This window comes from Psychrobacter sp. UBA2769, from assembly GCF_002352555.1.
Lineage (GTDB): Bacteria > Pseudomonadota > Gammaproteobacteria > Pseudomonadales > Moraxellaceae > Psychrobacter > Psychrobacter maritimus.
Window position 1 is genome coordinate 103991 of the sequence record NZ_DEIR01000018.1, and the last position, 17739, is coordinate 121729.

At 43.7% G+C, this 17739-nt stretch carries 14 protein-coding genes; 6 read left to right on the forward strand and 8 right to left on the reverse strand.

Annotated features, from left to right (window positions below; genetic code table 11):
- Positions 1 to 10: 10 nt before the first annotated feature.
- From B3Q63_RS08365 to B3Q63_RS08390, 6 genes are all read left to right on the forward strand, one after another.
- Positions 11 to 802 carry an SDR family NAD(P)-dependent oxidoreductase gene (locus B3Q63_RS08365; protein WP_296175666.1) on the forward strand — a complete coding sequence of 264 codons (792 nt, stop codon included), beginning with the start codon at positions 11 to 13 and terminating at the stop codon, positions 800 to 802.
- Between the two features lie 203 nt (positions 803 to 1005).
- Complete coding sequence (locus tag B3Q63_RS08370) at positions 1006 to 1497, forward strand: L,D-transpeptidase family protein (RefSeq protein ID WP_296175667.1); 492 nt, start codon at positions 1006 to 1008, stop codon at positions 1495 to 1497.
- 492 nt (positions 1498 to 1989) lie between these two features.
- Complete coding sequence (clpB, locus tag B3Q63_RS08375) at positions 1990 to 4587, forward strand: ATP-dependent chaperone ClpB (protein WP_201565089.1); 2598 nt, start codon at positions 1990 to 1992, stop codon at positions 4585 to 4587.
- Positions 4588 to 4796: 209 nt separating this feature from the next.
- A complete protein-coding gene (locus tag B3Q63_RS08380; RefSeq protein ID WP_296175668.1) occupies positions 4797 to 6047 on the forward strand; it encodes a PQQ-dependent sugar dehydrogenase in 1251 nt (416 codons plus the stop codon).
- A 197-nt stretch (positions 6048 to 6244) separates the two neighbouring features.
- Positions 6245 to 7894: a BCCT family transporter gene (locus tag B3Q63_RS08385; protein WP_201563560.1), complete on the forward strand. Its 1650-nt coding sequence runs from the start codon at positions 6245 to 6247 to the stop codon at positions 7892 to 7894.
- Positions 7895 to 8119: 225 nt separating this feature from the next.
- Entirely contained in the window at positions 8120 to 9775 is a 1656-nt protein-coding gene (locus B3Q63_RS08390; protein ID WP_201626064.1) for a BCCT family transporter, read from the forward strand.
- Positions 9776 to 9986: 211 nt separating this feature from the next.
- Here the strand turns inward: B3Q63_RS08390 and B3Q63_RS08395 are convergent, their stop codons facing one another.
- The 8 genes from B3Q63_RS08395 to B3Q63_RS08430 form a co-directional block, all read right to left on the reverse strand.
- Positions 9987 to 10352 carry a hypothetical protein gene (locus tag B3Q63_RS08395; RefSeq protein WP_296175669.1) on the reverse strand — a complete coding sequence of 122 codons (366 nt, stop codon included), beginning with the start codon at positions 10350 to 10352 and terminating at the stop codon, positions 9987 to 9989.
- A 253-nt stretch (positions 10353 to 10605) separates the two neighbouring features.
- Positions 10606 to 10959, reverse strand: coding sequence for a DUF3144 domain-containing protein (locus tag B3Q63_RS08400; protein ID WP_193031653.1), 354 nt, complete (start codon positions 10957 to 10959; stop codon positions 10606 to 10608).
- A gap of 136 nt (positions 10960 to 11095) precedes the next feature.
- On the reverse strand, positions 11096 to 12262 hold the full coding sequence (gene metK, locus B3Q63_RS08405) for a methionine adenosyltransferase (RefSeq protein ID WP_201624619.1): 1167 nt from the start codon (positions 12260 to 12262) through the stop codon (positions 11096 to 11098).
- A 144-nt stretch (positions 12263 to 12406) separates the two neighbouring features.
- Positions 12407 to 13003 carry a DJ-1/PfpI family protein gene (locus B3Q63_RS08410; protein ID WP_296175673.1) on the reverse strand — a complete coding sequence of 199 codons (597 nt, stop codon included), beginning with the start codon at positions 13001 to 13003 and terminating at the stop codon, positions 12407 to 12409.
- Between the two features lie 105 nt (positions 13004 to 13108).
- Positions 13109 to 13804 (reverse strand): endonuclease III, encoded by a 696-nt coding sequence (nth, locus tag B3Q63_RS08415; protein WP_296175675.1) that lies wholly within the window; start codon positions 13802 to 13804, stop codon positions 13109 to 13111.
- Positions 13805 to 13857: 53 nt separating this feature from the next.
- Positions 13858 to 14709: an RnfABCDGE type electron transport complex subunit B gene (locus tag B3Q63_RS08420; RefSeq protein WP_227673514.1), complete on the reverse strand. Its 852-nt coding sequence runs from the start codon at positions 14707 to 14709 to the stop codon at positions 13858 to 13860.
- Positions 14710 to 14832: 123 nt separating this feature from the next.
- Positions 14833 to 15921 (reverse strand): NAD(+) diphosphatase, encoded by a 1089-nt coding sequence (nudC, locus tag B3Q63_RS08425; RefSeq protein ID WP_296175677.1) that lies wholly within the window; start codon positions 15919 to 15921, stop codon positions 14833 to 14835.
- Between the two features lie 105 nt (positions 15922 to 16026).
- Positions 16027 to 17709 carry a hypothetical protein gene (locus B3Q63_RS08430; protein ID WP_296175678.1) on the reverse strand — a complete coding sequence of 561 codons (1683 nt, stop codon included), beginning with the start codon at positions 17707 to 17709 and terminating at the stop codon, positions 16027 to 16029.
- Between the last annotated feature and the right edge of the window lie 30 nt (positions 17710 to 17739).

Below are 17739 nucleotides of genomic sequence, written 5' to 3' on the forward strand. Positions count from 1 at the left end.
AGGAATTGTTATGCAAATAGAGAAACACAGCTTTTTGGTTACAGGCGGTGCGTCAGGTCTGGGTGAATCAGTGGTTCGTGCTATCGTCACACAAGGCGGCAAGGTCGTTATTGCTGATTTAAACGAATCAGCTGGGCAAGCTTTGGTTAATGAGCTAGGTGACAATGTACGCTTTGCACGTTGTGATGTGACCAGTGGTGATGAGGTACAAGCGGCTGTTGAGTTGGCTGAAAAAGAATTTGGCGGTCTGCAAGGTTCCATTAACTGTGCTGGTATCGCTGTCGTACAAAAGCTACTTGACCGTGAAAATAACCCAGCGGACCTTGATGCTTTTAGTCGCGGGGTTAATATCAACCTTGTTGGCTCTTTTAACGTCGCACGTTTGGTCGCGGCTAGTATTGCTAAGCGCGTGGCGAACGGCAATAATACAGAAAGCGCTAATGAGAAGAATGCTGATAATGGCATCATTATCAATACCGCTTCTATCGCGGCTTTTGATGGGCAAGTGGGGCAAGCAAGCTACTCATCATCTAAAGCAGGCGTCGTTGGTCTGACCTTACCGCTAGCGCGTGAGCTGGCGCGTCATGGTATTCGCGTTATGACCATTGCGCCTGGTGTTTTTGCCACACCGATGATGGATACTATTCCTGAAAAAGCGCGCGAGCAGTTAGAGGCCGGTGTCCCTTATCCTAAGCGTTTAGGCAATCCAAATGAGTTTGCTAAATTGGTCACGCATATTATTGATAATGCCTACTTAAATGGTGAAGTGATTCGCCTAGATGGCGCAATTCGTATGGTATAAGGTGATTTTAGATTTTGAGTGCAGCAAATTTACCCTTAATTCATAAAGCTTGCACAAACTTGGCATAGTATTTTGCTATCTTATCAAAGATGGTTTTATCAATGAGCGCTTACCTTTAAGAAGCAAAAACTATGTCTTTTTTCAATATAAGTAGTAAATATTCACATTGGTTATTTATCGTCATAGGTTTTAGCCTCGCTATCATGACTAGCACGAGTGCCATTGCTGCTGAGGGTTTTTCAGAGAACACACAAGCCATGCTTAACAATATTGTGATTGATAAAGTCTTTGTCGATAAATCCGCTCGCACCCTGCAGTTGCTAAGCGATAATAAAGTGATTAAAACTTATCATATTGCGCTCGGTGGTAATCCTGTCAGTCATAAGCAGCAACAAGGTGACAAACGTACTCCGACAGGTCCTTATATACTCGATTATAAAAATGAAAAATCTAAATTCTATCGCTCTATTCACGTAAGCTACCCCAATGCGGCGGATAAAGCCCGTGCCAAATCACGTGGCGTTAGTCCCGGCGGTGATATTATGATTCATGGGCAGAAAAACGGTTTTGGGCATTTGGCAGCGATAAATCAGCAACGTGATTGGACGGATGGCTGTATTGCCGTTACCGATAATGAGATGGATGAAATCATGGCGGCTGTAGAGATTGGTACACCTATCGAAATTGTGGAATAAGCACCTTGTTAACATACGTTCATTCAGCTCTAATTTAACGTACTTTCTACTTTCTACTTTCTACTTTCTACTTTCTACTTTTATAGATATTTCTAAATCACTCATTCAAGCTTTTTTCGATAATTTATTCATACTCTTAACATACTCATCTCTTTCTTTCTGAAAAATCCCAAACTTCCTATTTTTTCTTTTCTATCTTCCCTTGAAATCTCCCATAAATGTGCCTATTAATGCTTTATCGTCATATCATTGTTATAAGTAAGGTTTATATTGATAAGGTGATATATTAGTGTTTTGTATGGTCTATTTAATTGAAAGCAACTGACGCTCATAAGCTACTAAATATTATTGATAAAAGTTAAATTTACATTGAAATAATACTTAACAAACCCGATATAGATAACAACGAAAAGCTTACGGCATCTTAATACTTATAAAAAGCCGCAGCTACTATCAGATATAAAATATTATTAATTATAAGAGGAAACAAATATGAGATTCGAGAAGTTTACCCAAAAATTGCAATCTGCCATTCAAGAAGCCCAAAGTCTGGCTTTAGGACGCGACCATACAGGTATCGACCCTGTGCATTTGCTGGCCGTATTGCTGCAAGATGAGTCTAACTTGTCTATTTGCCAGCAAGCTGGCGCGTCTATTCCTGCGCTAAAAAATGGTGTGGCAAAGGCACTCGACAATCAAGCAACGATTAGCGAGCCAACCGGCGACGTTAATTTAAATCCTAATTCGGTTAAAATTTTGAACTTGGCAGATCGTCAAGCACAAAAAGAAGGTGATGATTTTATCGCCACTGAATGGGTGATGTTGGCACTTGCTGAACAAGGTGACACCAAAAAGATATTTGAAAGCGCTGGCGTAACGGCAAGTAAGTTAAAAGCAGTCATTGAACAATTACGTGGTGATGAAACGGTGAACAATCAAAATGCGGAAGATCAGCGTGATGCGTTGAATAAATATACGATTAATTTAACTGAGCAGGCGGAGCTTGGTAAGCTTGATCCGGTGATTGGTCGTGACGAAGAGATTCGCCGTACCATTCAAGTGCTGTCACGTCGTACCAAAAACAACCCTGTACTGATTGGTGAGCCGGGTGTTGGTAAAACTGCTATTATTGAGGGTTTAGCACAAAAAATTATCAATGGTGATGTACCAGAAGGACTACGCCGTAAAGAAGTGTTGTCGTTAGATTTAGGCTCATTGATTGCGGGGGCAAAATTCCGTGGTGAGTTTGAAGAGCGACTCAAAGCGGTACTTAGCGACTTATCAAAGCAAGAAGGCAATGTCATTCTATTTATCGATGAGTTGCATACGTTAGTCGGTGCTGGTAAAGCCGATGGCGCGATGGACGCTGGTAATATGCTAAAACCTGCGTTAGCTCGCGGTGAGTTACATTGCGTTGGTGCGACGACACTCGATGAGTATCGCCAGTATATCGAAAAAGATGCCGCGCTTGAGCGTCGTTTCCAAAAGGTGCTGGTCGATGAGCCAACGGTCGAGGATACCATTGCGATTTTGCGTGGTTTAAAAGAGCGTTATGAGCTGCATCATGGTGTTGATATTCAAGACAGCGCGATTATTGCTGCCGCGCGCATGAGTCATCGCTATATCACTGATCGTAAGCTACCAGATAAGGCGATTGATTTAATTGATGAAGCGGCAAGTCGTCTGCGTATGGAGATGGACAGCAAGCCTGAGTCACTTGGCAAACTTGATAGCCGTTTGATTCAGTTAAAAATGCAGCGCGAAGTGCTCAAAAACGAAGAAGACGCTGGTGCGCAAGCAGAGCGTAAAGTGCTTGATGCACAAATTGAAGAGCTTGAAAAAGAGTACGCTGATCTTAATGAGATTTGGCAAGCAGAAAAAGCACTGGTCAAAGGCAGTCAACAGCTAAAAGACGAGCTCGATAAAGCGCGTATTGCTTACGATAAAGCCAGCCGTGAAGGCGATTACGAGACCATGAGTAAGCTGCAGTATGAAACCATTCCGCAGCTAGAGCGCCGTATCCATGAGTCGGATTTGGCCGAGCAAAAAGAGCAGACTGGTGAAAATAGTGGTATCAAACTACTACGTAATAAGGTCACGGATAATGAAATCGCCGAGGTCGTGGCGGCTGCGACTGGTATTCCGGTCAGCAAAATGATGCAAGGCGAGCGTGACAAGATGATAGCGATGGAAGAAAAACTCCATGAGCGCGTCATCGGTCAAGATGAAGCGGTCGAAGCGGTCGCCAATGCGGTACGCCGTAGCCGTGCAGGTTTGTCTGATCCGAATCGCCCTTCTGGATCGTTCTTATTCTTAGGGCCTACTGGGGTCGGTAAAACGGAGCTGACTAAATCATTGGCGAACTTCTTGTTCGACTCTGAGGATGCGATTGTTCGTATCGACATGAGTGAGTATATGGAGAAGCATAGCGTCAGTCGTTTGGTGGGCGCGCCTCCAGGGTATGTTGGCTATGAAGAAGGTGGCGCATTAACTGAAGCGGTACGCCGTAAGCCTTATAGTGTGATTTTGTTTGATGAAGTTGAAAAAGCGCACCCTGATGTGTTCAATATCTTACTGCAAGTATTGGATGATGGTCGCTTAACGGATTCACAAGGTCGCGTGGTGGATTTTAAAAACACCGTTATCATCATGACCAGTAACTTGGGCTCGCATAAGATCCAAGAGATGGTCGGCGAAAGCTATGAGGATATCAAAGCTGAGGTGATGGAGTCAGTTGGGCAGCATTTCCGCCCAGAGTTCGTCAACCGTATTGATGAGATTGTGGTATTCCATCCGCTCGGTATGTCGCAGATGTCAGGTATTGCGGCGATTCAGTTGGATCGCTTGCGTCAGCGCTTGCATGAGCGTGAGTTGGATATCGAGCTATCAGCCGATGCGATGAACAAGCTGGTGGCAGTTGGTTACGATCCGGTTTATGGTGCACGTCCACTAAAACGTGCTATCCAACAAGAGATCGAAAACCCATTGTCATTGAAGCTGCTGGCGGGTGATTTTGTCGCTGGTGATATCATCAAAGTCGATGTGAGCGCCGATGATAAATTGACCTTTGATAAGCTTAGAATGAGCTAATAGCAAACGCTAAATGACTGTCGCTAAATGATGGTTATGGTTTAAAAAAACTCCTTATTTGCCTATATTTTATATGGGTGGATAAGGGGTTTTTGCGTTTGTTGTAAGCATTATTTTACCGTTGTTATACTTTGCCCGTACTTTGACTATGGTATAAACAACCTAGATGCCAAAAAAAAGACAGCAATATTAAAGGAGATGACATCAGGATGATAAACAATAAAAAACAGACAAATAGGCTAATAACATTACCGTTAATTCTTACCGCACTGCTGTTTAGTGTCTCTGCGTGCTCTAATCCTTCAGCCGTCAATACCAATAAAGATCTGACCGAGTATAAAGAAGGGCAAGCCTCTATCGATGCATCTATAGCAAATATGGAAAAACCTAGCTTTGCAACGAAAGCAGTGACCACCTTTAATGAACCTTGGGCAATGACCGCGTTGCCTACCGTCAATAGTAAAGCAGCCAAACTGCTTGTGACCCAAAAGACAGGCGAGCTATTCATTGTTAATACGGCAACAGGTGCTAAAACAGTCGTCGCTGGCGTACCCAAAGTGGCTTATGGCGGGCAGGGCGGACTTGGCGATATTATCCTTGCGCCAGATTTTGCTACCTCTAATAATATATATCTTAGCTACGTTGAAGCAGGCAAAGCTGCTGATAGTAATAAATTCGGTGCAAAAGTAATCAAAGCGACATTGACGGGGTCAGATACTGACGCCCCAAGCTTACAAGCCATGACGCCCATTTGGGAGCAATTTCCAAAACTAAAAGGACAAGGGCATTATAGCCATCGCTTACTGTTTTCACCTGACGGGCAGTATTTATATATCAGCTCAGGCGAGCGCCAAGAAAAAACCCCAGCGCAGGATATGAGTGTGAATTTGGGTAAAATTATCAGATTAAATCCTGATGGCTCGGTGCCAGCCGATAATCCATTTATGAATACAAATAATGATATCGCTGACCAGTTTTGGACCATCGGTCATCGCAATGTACTTGGCATGGCTTTCAATGACAAAGGCAGACTTTGGGCGCATGAAATGGGGCCACGCGGCGGTGATGAGTTTAATCTTATTGAAAAAGGCAATAATTATGGCTGGCCAATCGTCTCGAATGGCCGTAATTATACAGGAACCGATATTCCGGATCACGATACACGTCCCGATTTTGCAGCGCCTGAAATTACTTGGACGCCGGTGACTTCACCTTCTTCTATGAGTATTTATCACGCCGGTAAACATAATGACTTTCCAGCGTGGCAAGGCAATGCGCTGATCAGTGGCTTATCATCAAAAGCGCTCATCGTGGTGAGTTTTGATAAAAATAACGGAGCGGCAGAACGCTATCGCTATGATATGGGTGAACGTATCCGTGGCGTCTTAAACGTCGATGGGCAAGTGTGGTTATTAGAAGATGGCGCTAAAGGCAGGCTGCTACGATTATTGCCGAATTAGTGATTTATCTAATGGCCTGCATCAATAGCTGGCTAAATAATCTAACTGGATAATTGCTTAAAATGTCCAAATCAAGATTTAAAATAGCCAAGCAAGTTGTTACAAAAAAATATCTTTATCAAGTTTATTTTGTAGTTAATTGATAATTAAAGGTTAGTTTGTTAAGGTGACCTTTCTTAAATATGAGGTTTTAGCGAATGAACGAAGTAAAAGTAGGTAAGCTCGGCCCATTTCCAAGGGTAAATAAGCCTGTATTTATCACATCAGGCATCTTAATTGTCGGCTTCATCATTTTTGGCTCGTTATTTACTGAAACTGCCGCAGCGCTTTTTAGCTTCTTACAGGACTTTATTGCCGAAAAATTCCGCTGGTTATTTATCATCTTATTTAACGTGGCGCTGGTGTTTTGTATTTACCTTGCCGCCAGCCGCTACGGTGATATTCGCTTAGGTAAACAGACAGAGCGACCGCAATATACCTTGTTTTCATGGATTGGGATGTTGTTTTCGGCGGGTATCGGGATTGGATTGGTCTATTGGGGCACAGCGGAACCCTTATACCACTTTATGGCACCGCCCGTTGGTGAGGGACAGACTGTAGAGGCAGCAAAGCAAGCGATGAATCTGTCGTTTTTGCATTGGGGGCTGCATGCATGGGCGATTTATACCGTCGTGGCACTGTCGTTAGCCTATTTTCACTTCCGCCGTGGTCTGCCGTTATCGATTCGCTCAACCTTGTATCCTATCCTCGGGCAAAAGATTTATGGTAAATGGGGTCATACCGTCGATATTTTGGCGGTATTTGGGACGATGTTTGGGGTTGTGACCTCGTTAGGTCTTGGGGTTATGCAGATTAACTCGGGTCTAGAGGGTTTATTTGGTATTCCTAATACCTTGACCGTACAGTTTATTATCATTGCCTTCGTAACTTCACTGGCTTGTGGCTCGCTGATGCTAGGTCTTGATAAAGGGATTAAGCGCCTCAGTGATATTAATATGGGGCTGACCGGTATTCTACTGGCCTTCATGGTGATTTTGGGTCCCACCTTATTTATCTTTGATAGCTTTATTGAAAACGTTGGCAACTATCTGGCAAACATCGTCACCTTATCGACGTGGAGTGAAGCCTATAGTGGCACTGATTGGCAAAGCGCTTGGACGATATTTTATTGGGCATGGTGGGTCAGCTGGTCACCATTTGTCGGCGTATTTATTGCGCGTATCAGTCGTGGTCGTACCATTCGCGAGTTTGTATTTGGCGTGCTGCTTATCCCGATGACAATTTTATTTTTCTGGTTTACGACTTTTGGTGGCGTTGCGATTCAGATGGAGCTATTAGCCGCTATTAGCCCTGATTTGGTCAGCCCAGGATTGGTCGCCGCGGTGCAAGCGGATACCGGTAGTGCCATTTTTAAATTGGTTGAATACTATCCGCTTACCAAACCTATCACCCTATTGATTGTGGTGATGATTGTACTTTGGTTTGTGACCTCTTCAGATTCGGCCAGTTTTGTCATTGATATGTTGACCGCTGGTGGCGATACCAATCCACCCAAAATCCAACGCTTATTTTGGGCCATTATGCAGGGCGTGATTGCGGCAATTTTATTAGCAGCAGGTGGATTAGGAGCATTACAAGCGGCGGCCATCGTGGCAGGATTGCCCTTTGCTTTGGTCATATTTGTGATGATGTATGCGCTATTACGTGGCATGAGTCGTGACCGTCTTATCTTATATCGCAACCAGCAGCGTTACATTACTGACGAGTCAGCCGACCATAATTCAGCCAATGAGTTTGTGGATGAAGAGCTATTAAAAGGTCCGCCTAAAATTGTGAAAGGTGATTGATAGGCTGAATATCGCCATATCAAAGATATTTTTATACGTTGAATCATATAGTTAGCTTATATTTATTTTACCTAAATAAACAATATAATAATTGTCATTTAAAATCCTAAGATGCATCGTTATCTTAGGATTTTTTAATTTTGCCCATTAACAGATGACTGACCGGATTTGATACTTTGTAAATATCTTGTTAAGGTTGGCGTCCTAAAAAATTGAGACGACTGAATGGATCACGTTAAAGTTGGCCGATTGGGCCCTTTTCCACGGGTAAGTAAACCTGTTTTTTTAACCTCAGCGATTTTAATCCTCGCATTTATTATCTTCGGTGCTTTTTTTAATGAATTGGCAAGCGAAGTGTTTGGCCAAGCGAAGGCATTTGTATCGATGCGCTTTGGTTGGTTTTTTATCATGGTGGTCAACTTAACGTTGGTGATGAGTATCTATCTGATATTTAGCCGCTATGGCGATATTAGATTGGGTCACCAAAACGAGACCCCAGAGTACAATATTGTTTCTTGGATTGGCATGCTGTTTTCGGCCGGTATTGGTATTGGCTTGCTCTACTGGGGTACAGCTGAGCCGCTATATCACTTTATGGCACCGCCTTTAGGTGAGCCTGAAAGCATTGCCGCGGCCAAGCAAGCGATGAACATCTCGTTCTTGCATTATGGTCTGCATGTTTGGGCAATTTACGGCATGGTAGCGTTATCCTTGGCGTATTTTCATTATCGCCGTGGTTTGCCATTGGCCATTCGCTCAACTTTATATCCGTTGCTGGGCAAAAAAATCTACGGCCCTATGGGTCATATCGTTGATACGCTGGCGGTATTTGGCACCATGTTTGGTGTGGTTACGACCTTAGGTCTTGGGGTACTGCAGATTAACTCAGGGCTTGAGAGTTTATTTGGTATTCCAAATAACATCACCGTGCAGATTATCTTGATTGCTTTTATCACTATGCTGGCAGGATTGTCACTATTGATGGGGCTTGATAAAGGCATTAAGCGTTTAAGTGATATCAATATTTTCTTTACCATTGTGCTATTAAGCTTTGTGATTATTTTGGGTCCAACCCAATTTATCTTTAACAGCTTCTTTGAAAATATCGGTAATTACCTACATCAAGTAATTCCGCTTGGGCTATGGACGGAATCTTATGAAGGTGAAGCAAACTGGCAGTCATCATGGACAGTATTCTATTGGGCGTGGTGGATTAGTTGGTCACCATTCGTTGGGGTATTTGTTGCCCGTATTTCTCGTGGTCGTACCATTCGTGAGTTTATTTTAGGGGTGTTATTAATCCCTATTACCATTTTATTTTTATGGTTCACCGCCTTTGGTGGTTCAGCAGTCCATATGGAGTTGATGGCGGCGGTTGACCCAAATATGGTAAGCCCTGGATTGGTTGAAGCAGTGCGCGCGGATACCGGTAGTGCTATCTTTAAGTTGATGGAGTCGTATCCGCTGACCGCAGCACTAAACGGGCTTATCGTGGTGATGATTGTCCTTTGGTTTGTTACCTCATCAGATTCTGCCAGTTTTGTGATTGATATGCTGACCTCAGGCGGCGATACCAATCCACCAAAAATCCAGCGCTTATTCTGGGCAGGTACCGAAGGGGTTATCGCGGCGGTGCTATTAGCCGCAGGCGGTTTGGGTGCGCTACAAGCAGCCTCTATTGTCTCGGGCTTTCCGTTTGCCGTGGTCATTGTCATTATGATGTATTCATTACTGAGGGGCTTGAGCCGTGATAGATTGATACTTTATCGTAATCAGCAGTGGTTTATCACTGAAGAATCTGCCGAGCATAACTCAGCCAATGAGTTCCGCGATGAGGAATTATTAACCGGACCACCAAGTCTAAAGCCGACTGATGACTAGTGATGACTAGTGATGACTAATAGCTATAATTCAAAGCTATGTAGTGAATGTTCATAGCAGGTTTGCTAACAGACAGTCGTAGTAAAAATATAAAAAATCCCAGTGTTAAGCTGGGATTTTTTATGGGCGTTGAATAATTTATTGGTTTTTAACGGATGATAGGTATTTAACGATATGCTCTTAAAATCAGCGTTACTGTTTTAGACATTCATTATGAGCATTCGCCTTTTACATAGCTGATTGCTTCAGGGGTGCTACAAGCTGAGCAGGCATTGCCCGCCGTGCGATAGCTTATCATTGAGCCCACTTGTGTTTTTACGCAGACCGGATCGTATTGCGCCGTACACATGGTTTTTTCGGGATCAAAGGTTGGACACTGGGCAACGATTCCTTTTGGAGGTTGGCTGGTATTAGGAGCGGGCGGCTGAATAGCTGTGTTATCAGGCATAGGGCTTGAGTTAGAGTTAGGGCTGATATTGTTACAACCCGCTAAGCCGAGCGTCAAGGTTATGGTCAGTGATAGGGCGAGGGTAGAAGGCTTTAATAGAGATAGCCATGGTCTAGATAGAGCGCTCATAATAAATATCCTTATATTTTATGTATACGTGCTTTTAATTATTCATTTTGCATCAAAAGTTTGTGTTAAAAAAAGTCTATCATCAATGCAAAGGTTAGTATTTAATCATAGAACATTTGCTCGTAAGATATTTGATAGTAAAGGATTTATGCTCAGTCATCTAGTGCAAAACAGATAAAAAAACCCAAGCTTATAAGGCTTGGGTTATTTATGTTACTTCTTAATAAAATTCTTGAGTAAGCTTTTAGAAAGCTTACTGCGCAGGTTTATCATCTTTATTAAGCTGCACATATTTATCAAAATTTTGTGCATAATCAGTTAAGTTGTCGCTCAGCATTTGGCGATATTGTTTGGTATAAAACTCAACGATATCGTCTTTTTCTTTGGCGAAATCATCACCCTTTACAAAGCCAATCGAGGCAACTGACGCGCTATAACGTGCCGCCGCATAAAGCAGTGACGCGCCTACTTGACCTGAATGCGCTTCAGGACCTAGTTGACTGTTTGCCACACCAATAATCGCATCGGCACGCTGATAAAACGCTTGCATCTCAGGGGTGATTTCAAGAGCGGCATCAATATCATCATTTTGGGCATTGTTTGGCATATTGTCTTGAGACATAAGCGACTCCTAATAAGGGTAAGTAAATTTAAATATATCACGCCAGTCTTTAAACTTAAGAAGGGTAAAGACTGAATAAATCTAAAAAATGGATAAAATAGTAAAAAGTCTAACGTCAGACTTATAAACCTGCATCTGCTTTTAAGATTTCCGCTTTGTCAGTTCTTTCCCACGTAAAGGCGGTTTCAGAACCTTGGCGACCGAAGTGACCAAAGGTTGCGGTTTGCTGGTACATTGGCTGCAATAAGTTCAGCATACGCGTAATACCATAAGGACGTAGGTCAAAATGGGTACGAATCAAGCTAATGATTTCATCGTTGCTGATTTTGTTAGTACCAAAAGTGTTAATTGAAATCGAAGTCGGTTCAGCAACGCCAATCGCATAGCTCACTTGCAACTCACAGCGATCTGCAATACCAGCAGCGACGATGTTTTTGGCCACATAACGTACTGCATAGGCAGCGCTGCGATCGACTTTTGAAGGATCTTTACCACTAAATGCACCGCCACCATGACGCGCCATACCGCCGTAAGTATCAACGATAATTTTACGACCGGTAAGACCAGCATCACCGACAGGACCACCAATGACAAATTTGCCCGTTGGATTGATATGATAGCGCGTACCGGCATGCAATAACTCTGCTGGCAATACTTGCTTAATAATGGATTCCATTACCGCTTCTTGCAGGTCTGCTTGAGAGATGCTTGGGTCATGTTGCGTTGATAAAACCACGGCATCAATGGCAACCGGTTTATTACCGTCGTATTTGAGAGTCACTTGGGCTTTGGCATCTGGACGTAACCAAGGCAGCTCACCGCCACGGCGCAGTTCAGATTGACGCTCCATCAAGCGATGGGCATATTCGATAGGCGCTGGCATCAATACTTCGGTCTCATTGCTGGCATAACCAAACATTAAGCCTTGGTCGCCGGCACCTTGTTCTTCAGGATCGCTACGATCGACACCTTGAGCAATTTCAGGAGATTGCTTACCCAGCATATTAATAACGGCGCAGGTCTCGCCATCAAAGCCCAAGTCTGAGTGATGATAACCTATGCCATTTACCGTATCACGGACGATACGTTCAACGTCGATATTGGCAGTCGTGGTGACTTCGCCTGCCAGTATGACCGCACCTGTCTTAACCAGCGTTTCACACGCCACACGGGCATGTAAATCTTGGCGTAAAATGGCATCAAGGATAGCATCTGAGATTTGGTCAGCCATTTTATCTGGATGGCCTTCGCTCACAGACTCTGAGGTAAATAAATTATATTCGCGCATAGTGGGATCGCTTAATTGCAGGGACTGTAATATATAAAATCAGTCATTATTAAATGTTAACGGAAAATAGAAGGTAAAAGTGAATCAAAAAATTATGATATTTTACCGTGAATCGAGGTAAAACTCTAGTGTCAGCCATGACGGCTAACAATTGTAGAAATCATCGAGGCGGCTGTCTTCTTGCCAGCGGTATTCTGTATAGTCAGCGACTTCTTTTGCGCTATCGCGACCTTGTCTATCAGCAATAAAACCAAGCGCCATATCCATGCCAGCCGTGACACCTGAAGAAGTATAAAACTTGCCGTCTACGACCCAGCGCGCCTGCTTTATCCAATCAACCTGATCTGATTGTTCGGTTACCCATTGCCAAGCACGCTTGTTTGACGTGGCTCGTTTATGGTCTAAAATACCTGCCTTCGCCAATAAAGCACTACCCGTACAGACGCTAAGTACCCAGTCGGCGTTATCAGCGAGCGTAGTCAGGGTATGCAAAAAACTACTATCATTGATGAGTGGGCGTGTACCTTTACCGCCGACGACCAATAATATATTCGTTTGATGGGCTAATTCTGCTACTGCGACAGTTTGCAAGGCAACACCATGATGGTTATGAATGATACCACCTTTCATTGACGCAAACTGAATGCGAAAATCGTTAGGTAAGCTACCAAATAGCTCAATAGGCCCAAATAAGTCCAAGGTTTCAAAGTCGTCAAATACGAGTGCGGTCAGGGTCTGCATTCTGCTTCCTTAAATTAAAGTATTAAGTCGAAGTATTTAGAAAGGAGATGTTTAAAAGTTTTTAAGGCTCTAAAAGTCTTTAAAGCTCTAAATATTTAAAAGCCTTTAAAGCTCTAAAAATGCCGCTTTATCCTTAAACATACATTCTTCATAAACAGGACAAGCGCCGCATTTTGGGGTGCGAGCTTGACAAGTATAGCGCCCATGCAAAATCAAGTAATGGTGAGCATCAACGATAAAATCATCGGGGATACGTTCGAGCAGTTTTTTCTCAACGATTAAGACGTTTTTACCCGTGGCAAGTCCCGTACGGTTGCCGACGCGAAAGATATGGGTATCGACCGCCATCGTCGGCTGCCCAAAGGCGGTATTTAACACCACATTCGCCGTCTTCCGTCCGACACCCGCTAGAGACTCTAAGTCTTTACGGTTATCAGGGACGGTGCTATCAAATTTCTCAATCAAGTCACGGCAGGTTTTAATAACGTTTTTGGCCTTGGCATTAAATAAGCCGATATTCTTAATATATGCTTTCAGTCCTTCTTCGCCTAATGCCAAAATGGACTCAGGCGTATTCGCCACCGGATAAAGCTGATTGGTGGCAATATTGACGCTGACATCGGTCGCCTGTGCCGATAATATGACCGCGATAAGCAGCTCAAAGTTACTGTTATAATTGAGCTCAGTTACTGGCTCATCAATCGTCGCAGCCAACTTCTCAAAAAACGGACGCACATCACGATTGGGCATACGCCTCGATGGCGGTGTATCGGCAGTTTTATGTTTAACGGTTTTACTCATGGTATTGTTACCATTATTTTATTCATTGGTTATTCAGGAGTAGATATTGGCTATTAAAGTTGTGCAAGCTCAGCTTGTAACCCTTCAAGTTCCAGTTGTTTGCTCTCATTAGGCCGTACGCTAAGCTGCTTTTCTAACTTCTTAATTTTACTGCGTAGCTTTGCCGCTGCAATGGTGTTTTTTGCTTGTGCTTCACTGATATTCAACGATTGACTGGCGGCATTATTCAGTTTTGCCTCCACCATGCTGACCACAGGTTTGCTATTGCTGCTATCTGCCAATTGCTCACTGACGCGTCTTAAATGGGTATGATAACGCTGGCGTAAATCCTCTTGTTCAAGCGTGCGCTCAGCTGTTGATAGGGTACGCTCAACGGTGACCAAGTCAATGCAATCAACCGGGCAGGGCGCGATACATAGCTCACAGCCTGTGCATAAATCCGTAAAAATAGTATGCATATGCTTGCCAGTACCGACGATGGCATCAACAGGGCAAGCAGGGATGCATTTGGTACAGCCGATACAATCATCTTCTCGAATCACCGCGCGCACTTCTACTGGACGCTGCGAGCTTACATCTATTGGCCATTTTGACGGTTCAGCGCTAAAGGTTTGTGTATCGCTACTATCTTGATTGATGATTTGTGCAATCGCATCGGTCACCGGCTGACCACCGGGCACACATTTATTATAAGGCTCATTGTCGATAACAATCGCCACCGCATACGGCAAGCAGCCATCAGCATGGTCGCAAAGTCCGCATTGGGTTTGCGGCAAGCAGGCGTCAATGCGCGCAATCTTTGCTTGGGTGGCGACAGGCAAGCTCTCTATGTTCAAGCTATCGAACAAGATAGGTAGATTGGTGAGACGGATATGACTGCTGTTTTTATTCATGGTGCTTTGCATTTAATGTAAAACCTTTATATCAATGCTAGATGCTGATATTAAAATAAATAGGGTAATAGCGCTATTTATTAAGAACATCTATATTTATAAAAAGACATCTTGCCCTTATGAATTAAATATCCATTAAAGTGAGATGCCTTGTTCATGAGCAATTTGGGCAATCAGCGCATAAGCAATGCTGCCTTTTGACGGTATTTTTGGCAAATCTGACAGATCAAAAAAATCTGCATGTGACAGCTCATCTTCTTGTATCACAATGTCACCGCCAGCATGAGAGGCTCGAAAACCAAGCATTAAATTAGACGGAAACGGCCAAGGTTGACTGCTGACATAGCGAATATCTTTGAGGCTGATATTCACCTCTTCTGCCACTTCGCGTACCACCGCATGCTCTAAGCTTTCACCGACTTCTACAAAACCGGCAATCAAACCATATTGTAGCGCTTGCTGAGGCGTTTTTTGCTGCCCATAACGGTGATGGTGCGCCAATAATATTTGCATTTTACCCGTTTGCGGATTCGGTCGGGTAATGGCGGTAATAACACACGGCTGCACACGTGGATACTGGCGTAAGCGGCAAATTTGGCAGACCATCGCACGCTCAGCGCTTGCGGCATGTACCACGGGAGCGGCGCAGCGACTACAAAACTGCGTATCTGCTTGCCAACGTAATAACTGTATGGCTTGGCTAAGCTGGTCAGATAACGCGAATGGCAGCTGCGTGATAAGCAGACGATACGCAATAAAAGCGCAAGTATCGGTGTCTGGACTAATTTTCTCGTCGCTATTACTTGTTAAATCGTTATTCTTTAGAGCGTTACTTTCTAAATCATGACTTTCTAAAATTCTCGGTAAATCAATATGATGGCCTGTGGCATAGTCATAAGTAATGGCAATGGCCGCTTGTGATGTAAAAGTATTGGCAGTATCGGTTTCAAAATCAGCCAAACTAGCGCTATCTGCACTATCAATGCTGAGCGTGCTGCTTTTTATATCGTTATTAGGTAACCAATGAGTCGGCGCTAAGCTTTCAAGGAGCGTGACTCGTCCAACTTGATAAGCTGGCTGAATGTTATGGATATCATGAATGTCATGAGTGTTTAACGCTGTATCATTAACCGAATCTGGTAACTGAACCTGTACAGGCCACCAGCCATTGGGCGTTTGACGACATAAAACCGTCTCGTCACGAAGTATAAAGGCGTGGGTCATAGGATAAGTTTCCAAACAATCAAAGACAGACTCATATCCGCATCGATATGAGTCTGTTTAAAGTGGACAGTTAAATGATAAATCAGTAAGTAAATAAACTAGCAATTAGGCAGCAAGCAACTGGCTTAAGCTTTGTTGCCCGACATCTAGCGCCTGTTTACTCACGGGACGATTGTTCTCAAAGCCATCTAAATGATGGTCAACGGCCATGATGACATCGGCGATATAAGCCAAGGTGCCATCATCAATCCGTGCGCCACTATCAATACGCTGCTGCAAATAACTCGCTAATTGGCCGAGCATGCTAGCAGGGGTTGGCAATTGTAAAAAGCGCACCGCACCTGACACTTGACGCAGCATTTCAGGAATGTTTTGAATATTAAGGATATCACGCTCAGGTTCAGCCAAATAGTCATTGATAGCTTGTTCGGCACTGGCAATGGCGGTACGGCTCTCTTGTATCAGCGTATCATAGGCGGTATTCAGCTGATGTAATGAGATATGTGGATTGTTTAAAGGCAAATAAATAGCCCCTGGGGTGTGCATTTCTGCCATGGCGATAGTGGCATTTTCAGCGTGCATCAATGCCAATAATAAATGGTCAAAATCTTCTGGCGTAGGCGCGCGCCATTTGCTCACCGCCTCTGCTGCGGTACTCAAGCTGTTTGCAGCATTTGCTAAGCCTAATAAGCGGAACGCTGAACTCAGCTCAGTTAGCTGCTCAGTGATTTGCGAGGTTTGCATATCGGCAGGATTGATAGAGTCACCGCGTGCGTAGCTATCGACATTCTCTTTGATATTATTGATTTGTGCTTGAATAATGGTGTTTAAAGTGTCCGTCAAAGCACGGTTAGGACCAAATAAGAAGCGTGCCATTTGCTCAAGTTGCGGCGTCTCTAACTGATTGGCAGCATATTGTTCACGCAAAATTTTGGCCTCTGCTGTATCGCGCTGGCAAGCAAAGCTGACCAAGTCTGCAAAGCGTGTGTCCATTACGGGCAGATAGCTTTGGAACTGCTGCTCTAAGTAAATAAGCGTGTGTTTTTGGCTTAAGTTCAGCGGTAAAATGCTGGCAATATCCGCCACGGCGGCAGTTGCTGCTTGCCAAAACAAACGGTTAGAGTTTGCGGCTATCAAAGCGCAAGCTGCTGACATGGCATCGAGTTTTTTCTGCTCGTCGTCGCTCACGTTGCCATCTTGATTTAACAAAGCAACCCCAAGTCCACTACGATAAGCGTAAGTCAATAATTCGCTATCAAGATTGAGCTCGTGCAGCGGTTGAAAGTTGTTTTCAGGATTGGCAATAATGACGCTGCTGCTACCAAAGGTTGAAAAATAATCAGCGGCGATTGGGGCTTCTTGCCCGTGAGCATTGAGCTTATTAATAATAGGCAGTAGTAAAGTCGGCTCTACTGACTCAGTCAATAAGACAAACTCAATATAACGATCAAGCGTCATAATGGCTTCTGATAAGTCCATAATCAAAGCCGTATCGCTATTATCACCGCTATCATAAAGCTGCTGTAAACCATGCGCGATTGCGGTGTTGAGCGCCTCTGCACCTGCCAAAGCAATCAGCTCAAAAATGCAAGACAGCTGTTTTAACACAATAATAGAGTCTAATAATAAAGGCGCTTGGCTATTATCATCATTAAATTCGCCCAAATGAATCTCAGTATCTTTTAATATGACTTTAATTTCATCGTGCAATAAATGCAGTGATGGCAGGTTAAAGTCAGTCACACTCAAGGTTGGGGCGGTTAATTTCATTTGCGTAGAATGGTTCATAGTTGTTTTTTTCCATGACGTACTGATGAA

Bases quoted from the DNA above. Each gene is read 5' to 3' on its own strand.
- B3Q63_RS08365 (WP_296175666.1), top strand. From the start codon at position 11: ATGCAAATAGAGAAACACAGCTTTTTGGTTACAGGCGGTGCGTCAGGT.
- B3Q63_RS08370 (WP_296175667.1), top strand. From the start codon at position 1,006: ATGACTAGCACGAGTGCCATTGCTGCTGAGGGTTTTTCAGAGAACACA.
- clpB (WP_201565089.1), top strand. From the start codon at position 1,990: ATGAGATTCGAGAAGTTTACCCAAAAATTGCAATCTGCCATTCAAGAA.
- B3Q63_RS08380 (WP_296175668.1), top strand. From the start codon at position 4,797: ATGATAAACAATAAAAAACAGACAAATAGGCTAATAACATTACCGTTA.
- B3Q63_RS08385 (WP_201563560.1), top strand. From the start codon at position 6,245: ATGAACGAAGTAAAAGTAGGTAAGCTCGGCCCATTTCCAAGGGTAAAT.
- B3Q63_RS08390 (WP_201626064.1), top strand. From the start codon at position 8,120: ATGGATCACGTTAAAGTTGGCCGATTGGGCCCTTTTCCACGGGTAAGT.
- B3Q63_RS08395 (WP_296175669.1), bottom strand. From the start codon at position 10,352: ATGAGCGCTCTATCTAGACCATGGCTATCTCTATTAAAGCCTTCTACC.
- B3Q63_RS08400 (WP_193031653.1), bottom strand. From the start codon at position 10,959: ATGCCAAACAATGCCCAAAATGATGATATTGATGCCGCTCTTGAAATC.
- metK (WP_201624619.1), bottom strand. From the start codon at position 12,262: ATGCGCGAATATAATTTATTTACCTCAGAGTCTGTGAGCGAAGGCCAT.
- B3Q63_RS08410 (WP_296175673.1), bottom strand. From the start codon at position 13,003: ATGCAGACCCTGACCGCACTCGTATTTGACGACTTTGAAACCTTGGAC.
- nth (WP_296175675.1), bottom strand. From the start codon at position 13,804: ATGAGTAAAACCGTTAAACATAAAACTGCCGATACACCGCCATCGAGG.
- B3Q63_RS08420 (WP_227673514.1), bottom strand. From the start codon at position 14,709: ATGCAAAGCACCATGAATAAAAACAGCAGTCATATCCGTCTCACCAAT.
- nudC (WP_296175677.1), bottom strand. From the start codon at position 15,921: ATGACCCACGCCTTTATACTTCGTGACGAGACGGTTTTATGTCGTCAA.
- B3Q63_RS08430 (WP_296175678.1), bottom strand. From the start codon at position 17,709: ATGAACCATTCTACGCAAATGAAATTAACCGCCCCAACCTTGAGTGTG.